The 16,160-nt window shown below is 73.1% G+C and carries 12 protein-coding genes; all 12 read left to right on the forward strand.

Translation table 11 applies throughout. The features are described from left to right. The first annotated feature begins 113 nt into the window (after positions 1–113). The 12 genes from ACF07S_RS03795 (at position 114) to ACF07S_RS03850 (ending at position 16,113) form a co-directional block, all read left to right on the forward strand. The gene (locus ACF07S_RS03795) at positions 114–1,352 is read left to right on the forward strand and encodes a hypothetical protein (RefSeq protein ID WP_391973348.1); all 1,239 of its coding nucleotides are present in this window, start codon (positions 114–116) and stop codon (positions 1,350–1,352) included. Next, on the forward strand, positions 1,352–3,553 hold the full coding sequence (locus tag ACF07S_RS03800) for a glycosyltransferase (RefSeq protein WP_391973349.1): 2,202 nt from the start codon (positions 1,352–1,354) through the stop codon (positions 3,551–3,553). The genes ACF07S_RS03795 and ACF07S_RS03800 overlap by 1 nt, the downstream gene beginning before the upstream one ends. Further along, positions 3,550–4,899 (forward strand): acyltransferase, encoded by a 1,350-nt coding sequence (locus ACF07S_RS03805; protein WP_391973350.1) that lies wholly within the window; start codon positions 3,550–3,552, stop codon positions 4,897–4,899. The genes ACF07S_RS03800 and ACF07S_RS03805 overlap by 4 nt, the downstream gene beginning before the upstream one ends. 576 nt (positions 4,900–5,475) lie before the next feature. Continuing rightward, positions 5,476–5,766, forward strand: a complete 291-nt coding sequence (locus ACF07S_RS03810) for a hypothetical protein (RefSeq protein ID WP_391973351.1) — start codon at positions 5,476–5,478, stop codon at positions 5,764–5,766. A 28-nt stretch (positions 5,767–5,794) separates the two neighbouring features. After that, the gene (locus tag ACF07S_RS03815; RefSeq protein ID WP_391973352.1) at positions 5,795–6,670 is read left to right on the forward strand and encodes a hypothetical protein; all 876 of its coding nucleotides are present in this window, start codon (positions 5,795–5,797) and stop codon (positions 6,668–6,670) included. Positions 6,671–6,846: 176 nt separating this feature from the next. Beyond that, positions 6,847–8,232, forward strand: coding sequence for a nitrate/nitrite transporter (locus ACF07S_RS03820; RefSeq protein WP_391962436.1), 1,386 nt, complete (start codon positions 6,847–6,849; stop codon positions 8,230–8,232). Positions 8,233–8,352: 120 nt separating this feature from the next. Then, the gene (locus ACF07S_RS03825) at positions 8,353–9,504 is read left to right on the forward strand and encodes a uroporphyrinogen-III synthase (RefSeq protein ID WP_391962435.1); all 1,152 of its coding nucleotides are present in this window, start codon (positions 8,353–8,355) and stop codon (positions 9,502–9,504) included. 137 nt (positions 9,505–9,641) lie between these two features. Beyond that, positions 9,642–10,235, forward strand: coding sequence for a CGNR zinc finger domain-containing protein (locus ACF07S_RS03830; RefSeq protein ID WP_391973353.1), 594 nt, complete (start codon positions 9,642–9,644; stop codon positions 10,233–10,235). A gap of 229 nt (positions 10,236–10,464) precedes the next feature. Beyond that, the gene (locus ACF07S_RS03835; RefSeq protein ID WP_391962433.1) at positions 10,465–11,049 is read left to right on the forward strand and encodes a sigma-70 family RNA polymerase sigma factor; all 585 of its coding nucleotides are present in this window, start codon (positions 10,465–10,467) and stop codon (positions 11,047–11,049) included. 74 nt (positions 11,050–11,123) lie between these two features. Further along, positions 11,124–11,885 carry an anti-sigma factor family protein gene (locus ACF07S_RS03840; RefSeq protein WP_391962432.1) on the forward strand — a complete coding sequence of 254 codons (762 nt, stop codon included), beginning with the start codon at positions 11,124–11,126 and terminating at the stop codon, positions 11,883–11,885. 69 nt (positions 11,886–11,954) lie between these two features. Continuing rightward, complete coding sequence (locus ACF07S_RS03845; RefSeq protein ID WP_391973354.1) at positions 11,955–14,249, forward strand: HelD family protein; 2,295 nt, start codon at positions 11,955–11,957, stop codon at positions 14,247–14,249. A gap of 445 nt (positions 14,250–14,694) precedes the next feature. Beyond that, on the forward strand, positions 14,695–16,113 hold the full coding sequence (locus tag ACF07S_RS03850; RefSeq protein ID WP_391973355.1) for an NAD-dependent malic enzyme: 1,419 nt from the start codon (positions 14,695–14,697) through the stop codon (positions 16,111–16,113). The last annotated feature ends 47 nt before the right edge of the window (positions 16,114–16,160 follow it).

Here is a 16,160-nt window from a genome sequence, read left to right on the forward strand (position 1 = left end):
CGAGTACGGCGTGATAGACGGGGTGCTCGGAGCGGGTGGGGGCCTGGTCCGGCGGCGAGTGCTCGGATCGAACGCGCACCCGAAACCGTTCCGTGGGGGGGAAGAGCGTGCGCGTGGGGAAATGGCGAGAAGACGCCCAACCGGAACGGCCCTCGGCCGTGGGGGCGATCGATCCGCTCGCGGAGGACGACGAGGACCGGGGCCTGCCCTCCACGCGCGTCCTTCCGCTGAGCGCGAGGTCCGCCGGGTCCGGCGCGCGGGACGGGGCGGAACCGCGCGGGACGTCGTCCGGTGACGGCCGCCGCGCCCGCTCGGCGCCGGGCCGGGCGGACGCCGCCCGGGACGCCGGCTGGGACGCCGAGCGCACCGCGGCTCTGCGGATCCCCCGTCCGCCGGCCGGTACCCCGAGTGCCCGGGGCGCCGGCCCCGTCGCCGGCGCGGTTGGGGCGCGTCCGCCGAGGGACCGCTTCCCGGCAGTCGGTCCCCCGAGGGACACGGCCCGGGTGGCGGGTTCCTCCCCGGCCGCCCCCGGTGAAGCCCGCGCGGAGGCGACGCGGTCCCGCACCCCCGTCCGTGACCCCTGGCAGGAGGAGGCCGGCGGGCCCGTCGCGGCCACCCACGACCCGCACGAGGTGACGGTCCAGCTCGACGCCGTGCGGATAGGGGACGGCGGCCTCCTGCACCGGTCTCCGGCCCGGGCGGGCGGTGCGCACGACGCCTCCGGCGGGCCCGTGTTCGTCGACGAGTCGGGGCGGCGCAGCCGGCTCTACCGCCGTATCGGCCTGGCTGTCGGCCTCGCCTGCGCGGGGTACGCCGTCGTGATGGCCGCCACCCTGCTGTCCGGCAACTCCGACGCTCCCTGGATGCCCGTCCCCGGCCAGGAGCAGAAGCCCGCGGGGAAGGTCGGGACCACCCGGCAGCCCGCGGACACGGACGGCACCCCCGCCTCCGGCACCACCCCCGCCCCCGCCGGCACCCCGACCACCGGCGCCCCCACGCCGCCCGCCCCCGGGGCCACCGCCCCGGCGACCGGCGCCACCGGCACCGCGGACCAGCCGGTCCTCACCGACCCGGCGCCGACGCCGACCGGGGACGGCACGGCGCCGGCCACCGGCGACGACGGGACCACCCCCGCCGTCCCGGACGAGACCCTCGGCACGCCGCTCCCCGACCCCGAGGTCACCGGCAGCCCGGACCCCGTGACCACCGCCCCCACGGACGGCGGTGACGTCGTGGACACCGACGACGTCGCCGGTGCTCCCGCCGGCCCGGCGGTGCTCGCCGAGGACTCCGGCGAGCAGCCGGAGCCGTCCACCACCCCCGCCGCACAGCCCCCGGAGAACGTCGTCTGATGGCATCCCGCACCCACCGCCGGCGGGCCGCCCGGCCGGCCCGCGGCGGCTCCCCGCGCCGGCGCGTGCCCCTGCGCCTGCTGCTTCCGCTGCTCGTCCTCGTGGCCCTGGCGGCGATGCTCATGCTGCGCGGCTACGTGCACAGCGAGATCCTCGCCGACCACCGCGTCCAGAAGCCCGCCCCCACCACCCGGGTGCCCGAGGAGATCCTCGAGGGCGGCCCGGTCATCGACGCCCGCGCCGGGAACGCCAAGAGCCTGCGGGTGCCCGACCACCGGCTGGTCCTCACCTTCGACGACGGCCCGGACCCCGTCTGGACGCCGAAGGTGCTCGACGTGCTGAAGAGGCACGACGCGCACGCCGTCTTCTTCGTCACCGGCACCATGGCCTCCCGCTACCCGGACCTCGTCCGGCGCATGGTCGACGAGGGCCACGAGATCGGCCTGCACACCTTCAACCACCCCGACCTCGCCCTCCAGTCCACCGAGCGCATCGACTGGGAGCTGTCGCAGAACCAGTTGGCGATCACCGGCGCGGCGGGCATCCGCACCTCGCTCTTCCGCCCGCCCTACTCCTCCTTCGCCGACGCGATGGACAACGAGACGTGGCCGGTCACCCGGTACATCGGCAGCCGCGGCTACCTCACCGTCGTCAACGACACCGACAGCGAGGACTGGAAGCGGCCCGGCGCCGACGAGATCATCCGCCGGGCCACGCCGGAGGGCGGCGAGGGCGCCATCGTCCTGATGCACGACTCCGGCGGCGACCGCAGCCAGACCGTCGCGGCACTGGACAGGTTCCTGCCCGGCCTGAAGGAGAAGGGCTACGCGTTCGACAACCTCACCGAGGCCCTGGACGCGCCCGGCGCGCACAGCCGGGTCACCGGTGTCGACCTGTGGAAGGGCAAGGCGTGGATCTTCCTGGTCCAGGCCGCGGAGAAGATCACCGACGTCCTGGTGGTGGGCCTGGCGGTCATCGGCACCCTGGTCATCGGCCGCTTCCTGCTGATGCTCCTCCTCTCCGGCGCCCACGCCCGGCGCGTCCGCCGCACGGGGTTCCGCTGGGGCCCGCCGGTCACCGGACCGGTGACGGTGCTGGTGCCGGCGTACAACGAGGCCAAGTGCATCGAGAACACCGTCCGTTCCCTGATGGCGAGCGACCACCCGATCGAGATCCTCGTCATCGACGACGGCTCCACCGACGGCACCGCCCGTATCGTCGAGGCGATGGGCCTGCCCAACGTGCGGGTGATCCGCCAGCTCAACGCCGGCAAGCCGGCCGCGCTCAACCGGGGCCTGGCGAACGCCCGGTACGACATCGTCGTGATGATGGACGGCGACACGGTCTTCGAACCCTCCACCGTCCGTGAGCTCGTCCAGCCCTTCGGCGACCCGAGGGTCGGCGCCGTGGCGGGCAACGCCAAGGTCGGCAACAAGGACAGCCTCATCGGCGCCTGGCAGCACATCGAGTACGTGATGGGCTTCAACCTGGACCGCCGGATGTACGACGTCCTCGGCTGCATGCCGACCATCCCGGGCGCGGTCGGCGCGTTCCGCCGCTCCGCCCTGGAGCCCATCGGCGGCATGAGCGACGACACGCTCGCCGAGGACACCGACGTCACCATGGCGCTGCACCGCGCCGGCTGGCGCGTGGTCTACGCCGAGAACGCCCGCGCCTGGACCGAGGCCCCGGAGACCGTCCAGCAGCTGTGGTCCCAGCGCTACCGCTGGTCGTACGGCACCATGCAGGCCATCTGGAAGCACCGCCGTGCCGTGATCGAGAAGGGCCCCTCGGGCCGCTTCGGCCGCGTGGGCCTGCCCTTCGTCTCCCTGTTCATGGTCCTGGCCCCGCTGCTGGCCCCGCTGATCGACCTCTTCCTGCTCTACGGCATCGTCTTCGGCCCGACCGGGAAGACGATCGTGGCGTGGCTGGGCGTGCTGGCCATCCAGGCGGTCTGCGCGGCGTACGCCTTCCGCCTCGACCGCGAACGCATGACCCACCTCATCTCGCTGCCGCTGCAGCAGATCCTCTACCGCCAGCTCATGTACGTCGTGCTGCTCCAGTCCTGGATCACCGCCCTCACCGGCGGCCGCCTGCGCTGGCAGAAACTGCGGCGCACCGGCGTCGTCGAAGCACCCGTCGGCGGCTCGGTGCCGCCTCGGCGCGCGCGGCGCGGCGAGGACCGGAGGCCCGTGGCATGACCCACGGACACACGACCGGTGCGGGGACGAGCCCGGAGCCGGCCGGCCCGTACGGAACGCCGTACCCGGGCAACGCCGGCGGGGTTCCGGAGACGCCGTACCCGGTCTCCCGGCAGCGCACGACCGGGCTCGCGTTCGGGCCCGGCTTCGAGCCCGTACCCGAGGCCGCGCCCGCTCCGGCGCCCAAGGAGGCGGGGCGCGACCGGTACCTGGACCTGCTGCGCTCCATCGCCCTGGTCCGCGTCGTGGCCTACCACCTCTTCGGCTGGGCCTGGCTGTCGGTGCTGTTCCCGTCGATGGGCGTGATGTTCGCGCTGGCGGGCTCGCTGATGGCGCGTTCGCTGAAGCGTCCGGCGCCGAGCGTGATCCGCGGGCGGGTCCGCCGGCTCCTGCCGCCCCTGTGGGTGTTCGCGGCAGTGGTGCTGACGCTGCTGTTCGCGGGCGGCTGGGATCCGTCGGAGGACCCGGACCACGGCGGCACCTGGGGCTGGATCGAGCTGGTCGGCTACATCGTCCCGATCGGGGCGCCGCCCTACCCCCAGGACACCGGCGCCCCGCTCGGCTGGCTGGAGGGGTCCTGGGCGGAACAGGCAGCGGGACCGCTCTGGTACCTGCGCGCCTACCTGTGGTTCGTCCTCGCCTCCCCGCTGCTGCTCCGGCTGTTCCGCCGGGCGCCCTGGCCGACGCTGCTGGCCCCGCTGGGCCTGACGGCGATCGTCGGCACGGGGCTGGTGACCGTCCCCGGTGAGACGGGCAACGCGCTCACCGACTTCGCGGTCTACGGTTCCTGCTGGGTGCTGGGCTTCGCGCATCACGAGGGCCTGCTGAAGCAGATCCCGCGCTATGTCTCCGTCTCCTGGGCGTCCCTGGTGATGGCCTTCGGCCTGTGGTGGGCCTCGGGCCACCCGGGCCCCTCGGGCTGGGATCTGAACGACATTCCGCTGGCCCAGGCCACCTGGTCGTTCGGGTACGTGGTGATCCTGCTCCAGTACTCCCCGTCCTGGCGGGAACTCCCCGGCCGCCTGGCGAAGTGGGACCGGCTGGTCACGCTCTCCAACAACCGTGCGGTCACCATCTACCTGTGGCACAACCTGCTCATCATGGCGACGGTGCCGATCTGCGACCTGCTGTACCGGCTCCCGTTCATGCAGAGCGACCGCGCGGTGAACGCTCTCGACAGCACGAGCATGTTCTGGTCGTTCGCCCTGGTCTGGCCGCTCATCGGGCTGGTGGTCCTCGCGGTCGGCTGGGTCGAGGACCTCGCGGCGAAGCGGAAGCCGCGCCTGTGGCCGGACGGAAGCAGGAGCAAGCGGCCCCAGCCGAGTGGCGGGGCGCACCGGGGCTGACGGGCGGGTGTCCGGCCCGTCTCCACGGGACACTTCGCGGCCCGCCGCTTTCCTGTTCCTGGGGGTGGTCACGGCCCTCGTGCCGGGAGGCGAACGGCTTGGCCGTCCGCGCCACGTCGTGGGGCGTGGCTCTTCGCCGCAGTGCCGGGAGGCATGTGGTGTTCTGAAAAGCGGGAGCATCTCAGCCTGCGGTGTTCACGATCCGCTCATATGAGTGCGTAAGGTGCATGTGTCCACCGGATGCTCACCGTTTTCGGCAAGGTGAGGGGACATGGGCCCCCGGAGAGATCGTGTCCTGCCGGGTGGTGCAGCCGGTTGCGTACGTGAAAGGTGCGGGTCACCGCCGCATCGGCGCGGTTCAGGGGCCGCCGGCAGCGCTGGCGGCAGGCCGGCCGCGCGCGATGCCGGGGGCGCTCACCCCCCGGAGCGGGACACGCTCCGGGGCGCAGCCACCCACTCGGCGCGCCCCGACCACCGACCGCTCGCCGCTGAGTTCTCCCGGCGTGCAGGCGGGGCGCGGACGCGCCGCGAACCCCGTCGGCCAGCGCGGCGTCGGGGCAGGCGCAGGCGTGTGCCATGGAGTGGATCCGGTCGGCGCCGACGGGCGTGCGGCCCGTCCCGATCATGCTGATGCGTGCCTGGTTGACGCCGAGCAGCTCACCGGCGCCGTTCAGCGGCGACGACTCCGTCCCGCTCGCTCCCGCCGATGCCGGCACCGCATCCGGGCGTGGGCTGCGTCTCGTCCAGGAGTACGCCGGTTCCTGGGGAGGGTGGGCCCTCGGCGACGGCATGCTGGGGCGAGGAGCCGGAGAGCTGCTGTGGTTCGACGTGGGCGGGCGTGCCACACTGCCCCTGTTGCGGAAGTGAACGGTGTGGCCAGGGGGGGCGGGGGCGGATGAGCAAGCGGCAGACGCGGAAGATGCTGCAACTGATGGCGAGCGGGGAGCCGGTCGAGCTCACCAGTGCGATGGCATCCGTGAAGAAGCTCGCCCGACTCGCCTTCGTCGCCCAGCAGTTCGGGTACGAGTACGCGGACGTACGGCAGGGCGGCGGGAACAACAGCCGGCTGAGGATGCTGATCGTGCCCGACCCGAGCCCGCACGCCCGCGCCCGCGCCGCGCAGAACTGGGCGCAGTACCCGAACGCCGGCGACGGGGTGTCCCTGCCGCCGCTCGTGCCGGACGCCTTCGAACTCCTCAAGGCCCGCATCAACTTCGACCTCACCGGCAAGAGCGCCGAGAAGCGGATGGGCTACGGGGCGATCGGCGTCTCCGTCGGCGCCGTGGTCATGGCCTACCAGGCCGGGGGCAGATCCTCCGACTTCGTCATCGCGGCCGTGGTGTGGCTGGCCCTCATGGCGGTCCTCGGCATCGGCTTCGTCGTCACCCGCAAGCGCAACGCCAAGTTCGCCGCCCGGTTGCGGGCGGCCGGTTTCGCCCCGGTGACGGACGGGACCGGCCGGGTCCGCTACCTGCCCCCGGGCGGGCAGATACCGGGCCACGGCAACCCCTTCGGCGGCGGCCCGTACGGGGCCCCGGGCGCGGCCCCCGGCTACGGTCACCAGCCGCAGCAGCCCCCGATGCCGTACTCCCCGCCGGCCCCCGGTCCGTACGTCCCCCAGGCCCCGGCCGGCTACGGCACCCCGCCCGGCCCCTACGGCACCCCGCCCCGGGCGCCCGGGGTCCACGCCCAGCCGCAGGCCCCGTACGGGCAGCCCGCCCAGCCGCCCCACCCCCAGCAGAACCCCCACTGGCAGCCCCCGCAGCGCTAGGGGCTCACGGCGTCGCGTCCGGCCGGTGCCGGACACCTCTCACCCCGGCCCGGCCGGAGGTGAGAGCAACGTTCCCTGGCGGTCACTGTGCGCCACAGACCGGAAACGCCCCCTCCCTACCTTCGGGACCAGCCCCTCGCGGCACCGTCCGCACCCCGGAGAACAGTGGAGGCGTCATGACAGCCAGCCCGGCCCCCGCACCGCCGACGACCAGGGGCGGCCGATGGATCCAGCACTGGGATCCGGAGGACGAGACCTTCTGGCAGCAGTCCGGCGAGAAGACCGCCCGCCGCAATCTCCTCTTCTCCGTGCTGTCCGAGCACATCGGCTTCTCGGTGTGGACCATGTGGTCCGTGCTGGTGCTGTTCATGGGCCCGGAGTACGGGCTCACCCCGGCCGACAAGTTCCTGCTGACCTCGATGGTGACGCTGGTCGGCGCCGTGGTCCGGGTCCCGTACACCTTCGCGGTCGCCCTCTTCGGCGGGCGGAACTGGACGATCGTCTCCGCCGGGCTGCTGCTCGTCCCCACCGTCGCCGCGTTCGCCGTGATGGAGCCGGGGACGTCCTTCTCCACCTTCCTGCTGGTCGGCCTGCTGGCCGGCATCGGCGGCGGCAACTTCGCCTCCTCCATGACCAACATCAACGCCTTCTTCCCGCTCCGCAAGAAGGGCTGGGCGCTCGGTCTGAACGCCGGCGGCGGCAACATCGGCGTCCCGGTGATCCAGCTCGCCGCCCTCGCGATCATCGGCGCGGGCGGCGGACCGCGGGTGCTGCTCGGCATCTACATCCCGCTGATCGTCGTCGCCGCCGTGCTCGCCGCGCTGTACATGGACAACCTGGCCTCGGTGAAGAACGACACCGGCGCCGCCCGGGACGCCGCCCGCGACGCGCACACCTGGATCATGTCGTTCCTCTACATCGGCACCTTCGGCTCGTTCATCGGCTACAGCTTCGCCTTCGGGCAGGTGCTGCAGAACCAGTTCGACCGCACCCCGCTGGAGGCCGCGTACGTCACCTTCGTCGGCCCGCTGCTCGGCTCCCTGATCCGCCCGGTGGGCGGCCGGCTCGCCGACCACTACGGCGGCTCGCTGATCACGCTGTGGAACTTCGTCGGCATGGGCGCGGCGACCGCGGTGCTGATCGCCGCCTCCATGGCGGAGTCGCTGGCGCTGTTCACCGTGGCCTTCGTGGTGCTGTTCGTGCTGACCGGGCTCGGCAACGGCTCGACGTACAAGATGATCCCCGGCATCTTCCAGGCGAAGGCGCTGGCCAAGGGGTTCGAGGGCGAGGAGGCGGCCGCGTACGGGCGGCGGCTGTCCGGTGCCTCGATGGGGCTGATCGGCGCGGTGGGCGCGCTCGGCGGGGTCGGCATCAACCTGGCCTTCCGCCAGTCCTTCCTCTCCCACGGCTCCGGCACCGGGGCGTTCGTCGCCTTCCTCGCCTGCTACGCCGTCTGTTTCGCGGTCACCTGGGCGGTATACCTTCGCCGTCCCGCGGCCGGGCGGGCGGACACCGCCGCGGCCCCGGAGGAGAAGCCGCAGCTCAGCTACGCCAGGGTGTGACGTAACACTGGTGACATGAAGCCGAACCGAGCCTGTCACGGATCGTTGACAGGCTCGATCGGCATGAAGGCGGAGCCGCGCCTTCGTGCAGGACGCCGACTCGAGTGCGGGACGAGAGCCATGGACGACGAACGACAGCTACCCGACCACGGGCCACTCGCCGGTTTCACCGTGGGGGTGACCGCGGCGCGCCGTGCCGACGAGCTGGGCGCGCTGCTGGAGCGGCGCGGAGCCGTCGTGCAGCACGCCCCGGCCCTGCGGATCGTGCCGCTCGCCGACGACAGCGAGCTGCTGGCCGCCACCGAGGACATCATCGGGCAGGCCCCGGACATCGCGGTCGCCACCACCGCCATCGGTTTCCGCGGCTGGGTGGAGGCCGCCGACGGCTGGGGGCTGGGCGAGGACCTGCTGGCGAAGCTGCGCGGGGTGCGGATCCTGGCGCGCGGGCCCAAGGTGAAGGGCGCGATCCGGGCCGCCGGGCTGACGGAGGAGTGGTCGCCGGCCTCCGAATCGCTGGCCGAGGTGCTCGACCGGCTCCTCGAGGAGGGCGTCGACGGGCTGCGCATCGCCGTACAGCTGCACGGCGAGCCGCTGCCCGGGTTCGTCGAGTCGCTCCGGGCCGCCGGAGCGGAGGTGGTGGGGGTGCCGGTCTACCGGTGGCTGCCGCCGGAGGACATCGGCCCCGTCGACCGCCTCCTCGACGCGACCGTCGCCCGGACGCTGGACGCGGTCACCTTCACCAGCGCGCCCGCCGCCGCGTCCCTGCTGTCGCGCGCCGAGGAACGCGGACTGCTCGACGACGTGCTCGCCGCCCTGGGCCACGACGTGCTGTCCGCCTGCGTCGGCCCGGTCACCGCGCTGCCGCTGCAGGCCCGCGGCATCGGCACGGTGCAGCCGGAGCGCTTCCGGCTCGGCCCGCTCGTCCAGCTGCTCTGCCGGGAACTGCCCGCCCGCGCCCGCTCGTTGCCGGTCGCCGGGCACCGGGTGGAGATCCGGGGACACGCGGTCCTGGTGGACGGCGCGCTCCGGCCCGTACCGCCGGCCGGGATGTCCCTGCTGCGGGCGCTGTCCCGGCGGCCCGGCTGGGTCGTCGCCCGCGCCGAACTGCTGCGCGCCCTGCCGGGGGCGGGACGCGACGAGCACGCGGTGGAGACCGCCATGGCCCGCCTCCGCTCCGCCCTCGGCGCCCCCAAACTGATCCAGACCGTCGTCAAACGCGGCTACCGCCTCGCCCTCGACCCGGTGGCCGAGTCGAAGTACGCCGCCGACTGACCGGGGCGGCCGCGCGGCGGGCGGGCGCGGCGCGAGGGGTTCCGGGGGCCGTGACGGGCAGGCACTGTGGGAGGGCAACGGTTTCCCGGATCGCTCACCGGCCCCACCGCGGGGCCAACCTAGGCGGTGGCAGGAACATGGCACTGGGTACGGTCACGGCTTCCTGCGAGCTGCGGTTCGACACCGGGCGGGTCTGCCTGGACCTGCTCGCGACCACCCATCCCGAGGAACGGCTCGACTCCGTGGCGGTGCTGCGCGCCTGGATCACCGGCTCCGGGCTCGTGCCCGCGGACACCGCGCTGGCCCACGCCGGCACCTCCTGGCTGGTGGCCTTCCGCGAACTGCGCGGGCAGCTCGTCCCGTTGGTGCGCGGCAGGCCGTCGCCCGGCGTCCCCGCCTACGACCGCGCGCTCGCCCGGGTCAACGAACTCGCCCGTGCCGCGCCCCCCGCGCCCCGCGCGGTCCCCGGGAAGGACGGCGCGCTGGTGCGGCGGCTGGACGGCCCGCCCGGCGGGGCCGCGCTGCTCGCGGTGGTCGCCCGGGACGCGGTGGACCTGCTCACCGACCCCGTCGCGCGGGCGGGCCTGAGGCAGTGCGCGGGGCACAACTGCCCGATCGTGTACGTCGACACCTCCCGGGGGCGCCGGCGGCGCTGGTGCTCCAGCGAGGTCTGCGGCAACCGCGAACGCGTGGCCCGCCACCGCCGCCGCGCGGCCCTCGCCCGCGCCTGAGCGCGTGAAGTGACCTGCCTCGCAAGCCGTTTGCCGTTCGCCTCCCCGGGCGGCGCGACCGCTCCCGCCCCCGTGTCGGACACGTGAAGGAGTTGCGGTGGGAATGTGACCTCATGTCCCGGTCGTCACCTCACTCCGCAGAAAACTGCCACCTCGCTTTGAACACCCCGCCCCCTCCGTCCGTACCGGTTGTCGAGCGACCGACGGGGGGATCCCCCGGACACCGGAGGTGGGCGTGCGCAAGGATGCGGCCGTGGCCAATGAACGTGGGGCGAGGGCCCGACATCGCATGTCCTCACAGCCCTCGGGGCCCGACGAGGAGCTGATGCGCGCGCTGTACCGCGAGCACGCCGGCCCCCTGCTGGCCTACGTCCTGCGGCTGGTCGCCGGAGACCGGCAGCGCGCCGAGGACGTCGTGCAGGAGACGCTCATCCGTGCCTGGAAGAACGCCGGTCAGCTCAATCGGGCGACCGGTTCGGTACGCCCCTGGCTGGTGACGGTCGCCCGGCGCATCGTCATCGACGGCCATCGCAGCCGGCAGGCCCGGCCGCAGGAGGTCGATCCGTCGCCGCTGGAGGTCATCCCCGCGGAGGACGAGATCGACAAGGCGCTGTGGCTGATGACGCTGTCGGACGCGCTCGACGACCTGACCCCGGCCCACCGGGAGGTCCTCGTCGAGACGTACTTCAAGGGGCGTACCGTCAATGAGGCGGCGCAGACACTCGGCATACCCAGCGGCACCGTCCGCTCCCGGGTGTTCTACGCCCTGCGGTCGATGAAACTGGCTCTGGAGGAGCGGGGGGTGACGGCGTGATGAGTGTGTACGGGGGAAATCAGGGATTCGGTACGGGCGGTACGGGTATGTCTGGAGCCATGCAGGGATCACCGGTGCCGAACGAACACGAGACCGTCGGTGCCTACGCCCTCGGCATCCTCGACGACGCCGAGGCGACCGCCTTCGAGGCACACCTCGCCTCCTGCGAGTGGTGCGCCCAGCAACTCGACGAACTCGCCGGGATGGAACCGATGCTGGCCGCGCTCGCGGACCTGCCCGGCACCGGCACGCCCGCGCTGGGCGAGTCGCTGTCCGCCAGGCCCTCCCCGCGCGTGGTGGAGAAGCTGGTCGACGAGGTCGCCGAGCGCCGCGCGCGCAAGCGCCGCCGCAACTTCTACATGGTGGCCGCCGCGGGCGCGCTGATCGTCAGCGGTCCGTTCGTCGCCGTGGCGGCGAGCGGCGGGGGCGACGAGAGCGGGCGCGGGAGCGGCACCGGGCAGACGCTCGCCGCGAACCCGGCCAAGGAGGCCTTCGACGGGGCCTCCGACAAGATCTCGGCCACCGACCCCGGCACCGGGGTCACCGCGACCGTGGCGCTGGAGGAGAAGACCTGGGGCACCGGGACGGTCCTCGAACTGAAGAACGTCACGGGTCCGCAGAAGTGTTCGCTGGTCGCCGTCGGCAAGAACGGCGAGCGGGAGACCGTCACCTCCTGGTCCGTCCCGGACTGGGGCTACGGACTGCCGGACGCCAAGACGGACAAGGCCAGGCAGCCGCTGTACATTCAGGGCGGTGCCGCGTTCGAGCCGAACGACATCGACCATTTCCAGGTGATGACCTTCGACGGCGAGCTGCTCGTCGAGGTCGACGCGTAGCCGCCGTAGCTTTGCCGGGTCCCCTTCGCGTACGGTTGACGGCTGCCCAGCACGTCAGAAGGGGGCCCGGTGGCCGCTCAGGCTCAGCAAACCGCGGTCGACCCGGTTCACGACTCCGTTCGTGACCGGGAGATCAGCGTGGAACAGGAACACCTGGACCGGGTGTACCGGCGCCTCGAGGAGAAGATCCACGAGGCGGAGTTCCTCATGCGCGACGCCGCCCGGCGTGGCCAGGTCGGCACGCCCGGCGCCCTCGCCGAACGGGACGCGCAGGTCTTCCGGGCCGGCATCCACCTCAACCGGCTGCACCACGAGTACGAGGACTTCCTCTTCGGCCGCATCGACCTGCTGCCCGGCAAGGACGGCAAGAAGGGACCGGACGGCGCCTACACCGCCGTCGAGCCCGCCGAGGGGGCCGTCCGTCCCGACAACACCGCCGACATCGCCGAGACGCTGCACATCGGCCGGATGGGCGTCCTGGACGCGGACTACGCCCCGCTGGTCATCGACTGGCGGGCCCCGGCCGCCGCCCCCTTCTACCGCTCCACCCCGGTCGATCCCGGCCGGGTCGTGCGCCGTCGCGTCATCCGCTCCAAGGGCCGCCGGGTCCTCGGCGTCGAGGACGACCTGATGCGACCCGAGCTGACGGCGTCCCTGGACGGCCACGAGCTGCCGGTGATCGGCGACGGCGCCCTGATGGCCGCGCTCGGCCAGGCCCGTACGCACACCATGCGCGACATCGTCGCCTCCATCCAGGCCGAGCAGGACCTGGTGATCCGCGCCCCCGCCGCCTCCGTGACCTACGTGGAGGGCGGCCCCGGCACCGGCAAGACGGCCGTCGCCCTGCACCGCGCGGCCTACCTGCTCTACCAGGACCGGCGCCGGTACGCGGGCGGCATCCTGATCGTCTCGCCCACCCCGCTCCTCGTCGCCTACACCGAGGGCGTGCTGCCCTCCCTCGGCGAGGAGGGCCAGGTCGCCGTCCGCGCCATCGGCTCCCTGGTCGACGGCGCCGAGGCCACGCTCTACGACTCCCCGTCGGTGGCCCGCGCCAAGGGTTCGTACCGCATGCTCAAGGTGGTGCGGAAGGCCGCGCGCGGCGCGCTGGAGACGAACGGCTCACCGGCCCGGCTGCGGGTCGTCGCCTTCGGCCGGCGGCTGGAGCTGGAGGCAGGGGAGCTGGCGGAGATCCGCCGCACCGCCCTCGGCGGCACCGCCCCGGTCAACCTGCTGCGCCCCCGCGCCCGCAGGCTGCTGCTCGACGCGCTGTGGGAGCGCTCCGGCGCCGGCCGCCGCCACACCGACCCGGAACTCGCCGCGGAGCTGCGCTCCTCCTTCGACGAGGACATCACCGCCGAGGACGACTTCATCGCCTTCCTCGACGCCTGGTGGCCCGAGCTGACCCCGGCCGCCGTCCTGGACGCCATGGCCGACGAGAGGCGCCTGGGCCGCTGGGCCCGCCGCGTCCTCAACCCGGGCGAGATCCGCAAGGTCGCCCGCTCGCTGAAGCGGGACGGCCGCTCCGTGCACGACATCGCGCTCCTGGACGAACTCCAGGCGATCCTCGGCGTCCCGGCCCGTCCCCGCAGGCCGCGCGAGATCGACCCGCTGGACCAGCTCACCGGCCTGCAGGAGCTGATGCCGGTGCGCGAGGAGACGCAGCGCGAGCGGGCCGAGCGGCTCGCCCAGGAGCGCGTCGAGTACGCCCACGTCATCGTCGACGAGGCCCAGGACCTCACCCCGATGCAGTGGCGCATGGTCGGCCGGCGCGGGCGGCACGCCACCTGGACGGTCGTCGGCGACCCGGCCCAGTCCTCCTGGTCCGACCCCGACGAGGCGGCCCAGGCCCGTGACGAGGCCCTCGGCACCCGCCCCCGCCGGCGCTTCGAACTCACCGTGAACTACCGCAACCCGGCGGAGATCGCCGAGCTGGCGTCGAGGGTGCTCGCCCTCGCCATGCCCGGCTCGGAGTCGCCGAGGGCGGTGCGCTCCACCGGCGTGGAGCCGCGGTTCCCGGTCGTGACGGACTCGCTGGGCGGGACCGTACGCGCGGAGGCGGCACGGCTGCTGGACCGCGTGGACGGCACCGTCGGTGTGGTCGTCGCCATGCAGCGCCGTGAGGAGGCCCGGCGCTGGCTCGACGGGCTCGGCGACCGGGTGGTGGCGCTGGGCAGCCTGGAGGCCAAGGGCCTGGAGTACGACGCCACGGTCGTCGTCTCCCCGGCGGAGATCGCCGACGAGTCCCCGGCCGGCCTGCGGGTGCTGTACGTCGCGCTGACCCGGGCGACCCAGCAGCTGACCGTGGTCTCCCAGGAGCGCGACGAGCCGGACGCGGCGGGGGTGCCGGATCTGCTGAGGGACTGACGCGGCAGGGACCGCGCGGGGCGGAAAAGCAGGTGCGCCGCGGGAATGGCCTTACGCGATCCGTTTGTTAGCCTGGGTGACGGCACCGGCCCGATCCAAGCCCCCGGGCCCAACCTTAGTCGCTACGAGCGACCACTTGCCGCGAGGCGAGCATGGCGGGTCGGTGCCGCCACACCTCGGAGGGGCCCACGTCACGTGAAGTGACGTGGGCCCCTCCGTCATGGGTCCGCCGTGGGCCCCTGCCCGGGCCCGGCCGTCTCTCGTATGATGGAATTCCTATTCCGGAGATCATGTGGGCGCTCGTGCTTACCCGTCCTCGACGCGAACAAAACGTTCTCAATCCGGGGCGGCTACCGCGTACTCGGCGGTAGGTGCGACGATCGGACGGCACAGCGCTGTGACACACAGCGACGCAGCGACACGGTGAAAGCAGAGGAAGTCGGCCATGGCAACGGCGCCCAGCGTCTCCTACTCGATGACCATCCGGCTGGAGGTGCCCGCCGGTGGAACCGCGGTCTCCCAGCTCACCGGGGCCGTCGAGTCCCACGGCGGCTCGGTGACCGGCCTCGACGTCACGGCGTCCGGCCACGAGAAGCTCCGCATAGACGTCACCATCGCGGCCACCTCCACCGCCCACGCCGACGAGATCGTCGAGCAGCTGCGCGGCATCGAGGGCGTCACCCTGGGCAAGGTCTCCGACCGTACGTTCCTGATGCACCTCGGCGGCAAGATCGAGATGGCGTCGAAGCACCCCATCCGCAACCGTGACGACCTCTCCATGATCTACACGCCGGGTGTGGCCCGGGTCTGCATGGCGATCGCCGAGAACCCCGAGGACGCCCGCCGCCTCACCATCAAGCGCAACTCCGTCGCGGTCGTGACGGACGGCTCCGCCGTGCTGGGCCTGGGCAACATCGGCCCCAAGGCCGCGCTGCCGGTCATGGAGGGCAAGGCGGCCCTGTTCAAGCGGTTCGCCGGCATCGACGCCTGGCCGCTCTGCCTGGACACCCAGGACACCGACGCGATCGTCGACATCGTCAAGGCCATCGCCCCGGGCTTCGCCGGCATCAACCTGGAGGACATCTCCGCGCCGCGCTGCTTCGAGATCGAGGCCCGGCTGCGCGAGGCCCTCGACATCCCCGTCTTCCACGACGACCAGCACGGCACCGCCATCGTCGTCCTGGCGGCCCTCACCAACGCCCTGCGTGTCACCGGCAAGGCGATCGAGAACATCCGCGTCGTGATGTCCGGTGCCGGCGCGGCGGGTACGGCCATCCTGAAGCTGCTGATCGCCGCGGGCGTGAAGAACGCCGTGGTGGCCGACATCCAGGGCGTGGTGCACGCGGACCGCGAGGACCTGGTGAACGCCGCCCCCGGTTCCGCCCTGCGCTGGATCGCCGACAACACCAACCCCGAGGGACTGACCGGCACGCTGAAGGAGGCGGTGCGCGGCGCGGACGTCTTCATCGGCGTCTCCGCCCCCAACGTCCTCGACGGCGACGACGTCGCCGCCATGGCCGAGGGCGCGATCGTGTTCGCGCTCGCGAACCCCGACCCCGAGGTGGAGCCGGTGATCGCCCGGCAGACGGCGGCCGTCGTGGCCACCGGCCGCTCCGACTTCCCCAACCAGATCAACAACGTGCTGGTGTTCCCGGGCGTGTTCCGCGGTCTGCTGGACGCCCAGTCCCGCACCGTCGACACCGGGATGATGCTGGCCGCCGCGCAGGCCCTGGCCGACGTGGTGACCGAGGACGAGCTGAACCCGAACTACATCATCCCGAGCGTGTTCAACGACAAGGTCGCGGGCGCGGTCGCCGGAGCGGTGCGGGACGCGGCCAAGGCGGCGGGCGCGTCGGCCTCGTGACCGCCCGGACGCCACGGGGGCTGTGAGGATCGCCACGGGCGATTGGA

The sequence above is a fragment of the Streptomyces sp. NPDC016640 genome, from assembly GCF_043076215.1.
Lineage (GTDB): Bacteria > Actinomycetota > Actinomycetes > Streptomycetales > Streptomycetaceae > Streptomyces.

Coding starts and splice junctions, on each gene's coding strand:
- ACF07S_RS03800 (WP_391973349.1), top strand. CDS start 1,352: ATGGCATCCCGCACCCACCGCCGGCGGGCCGCCCGGCCGGCCCGCGGC.
- ACF07S_RS03805 (WP_391973350.1), top strand. CDS start 3,550: ATGACCCACGGACACACGACCGGTGCGGGGACGAGCCCGGAGCCGGCC.
- ACF07S_RS03810 (WP_391973351.1), top strand. CDS start 5,476: ATGGAGTGGATCCGGTCGGCGCCGACGGGCGTGCGGCCCGTCCCGATC.
- ACF07S_RS03815 (WP_391973352.1), top strand. CDS start 5,795: ATGAGCAAGCGGCAGACGCGGAAGATGCTGCAACTGATGGCGAGCGGG.
- ACF07S_RS03820 (WP_391962436.1), top strand. CDS start 6,847: ATGACAGCCAGCCCGGCCCCCGCACCGCCGACGACCAGGGGCGGCCGA.
- ACF07S_RS03825 (WP_391962435.1), top strand. CDS start 8,353: ATGGACGACGAACGACAGCTACCCGACCACGGGCCACTCGCCGGTTTC.
- ACF07S_RS03830 (WP_391973353.1), top strand. CDS start 9,642: ATGGCACTGGGTACGGTCACGGCTTCCTGCGAGCTGCGGTTCGACACC.
- ACF07S_RS03850 (WP_391973355.1), top strand. CDS start 14,695: ATGGCAACGGCGCCCAGCGTCTCCTACTCGATGACCATCCGGCTGGAG.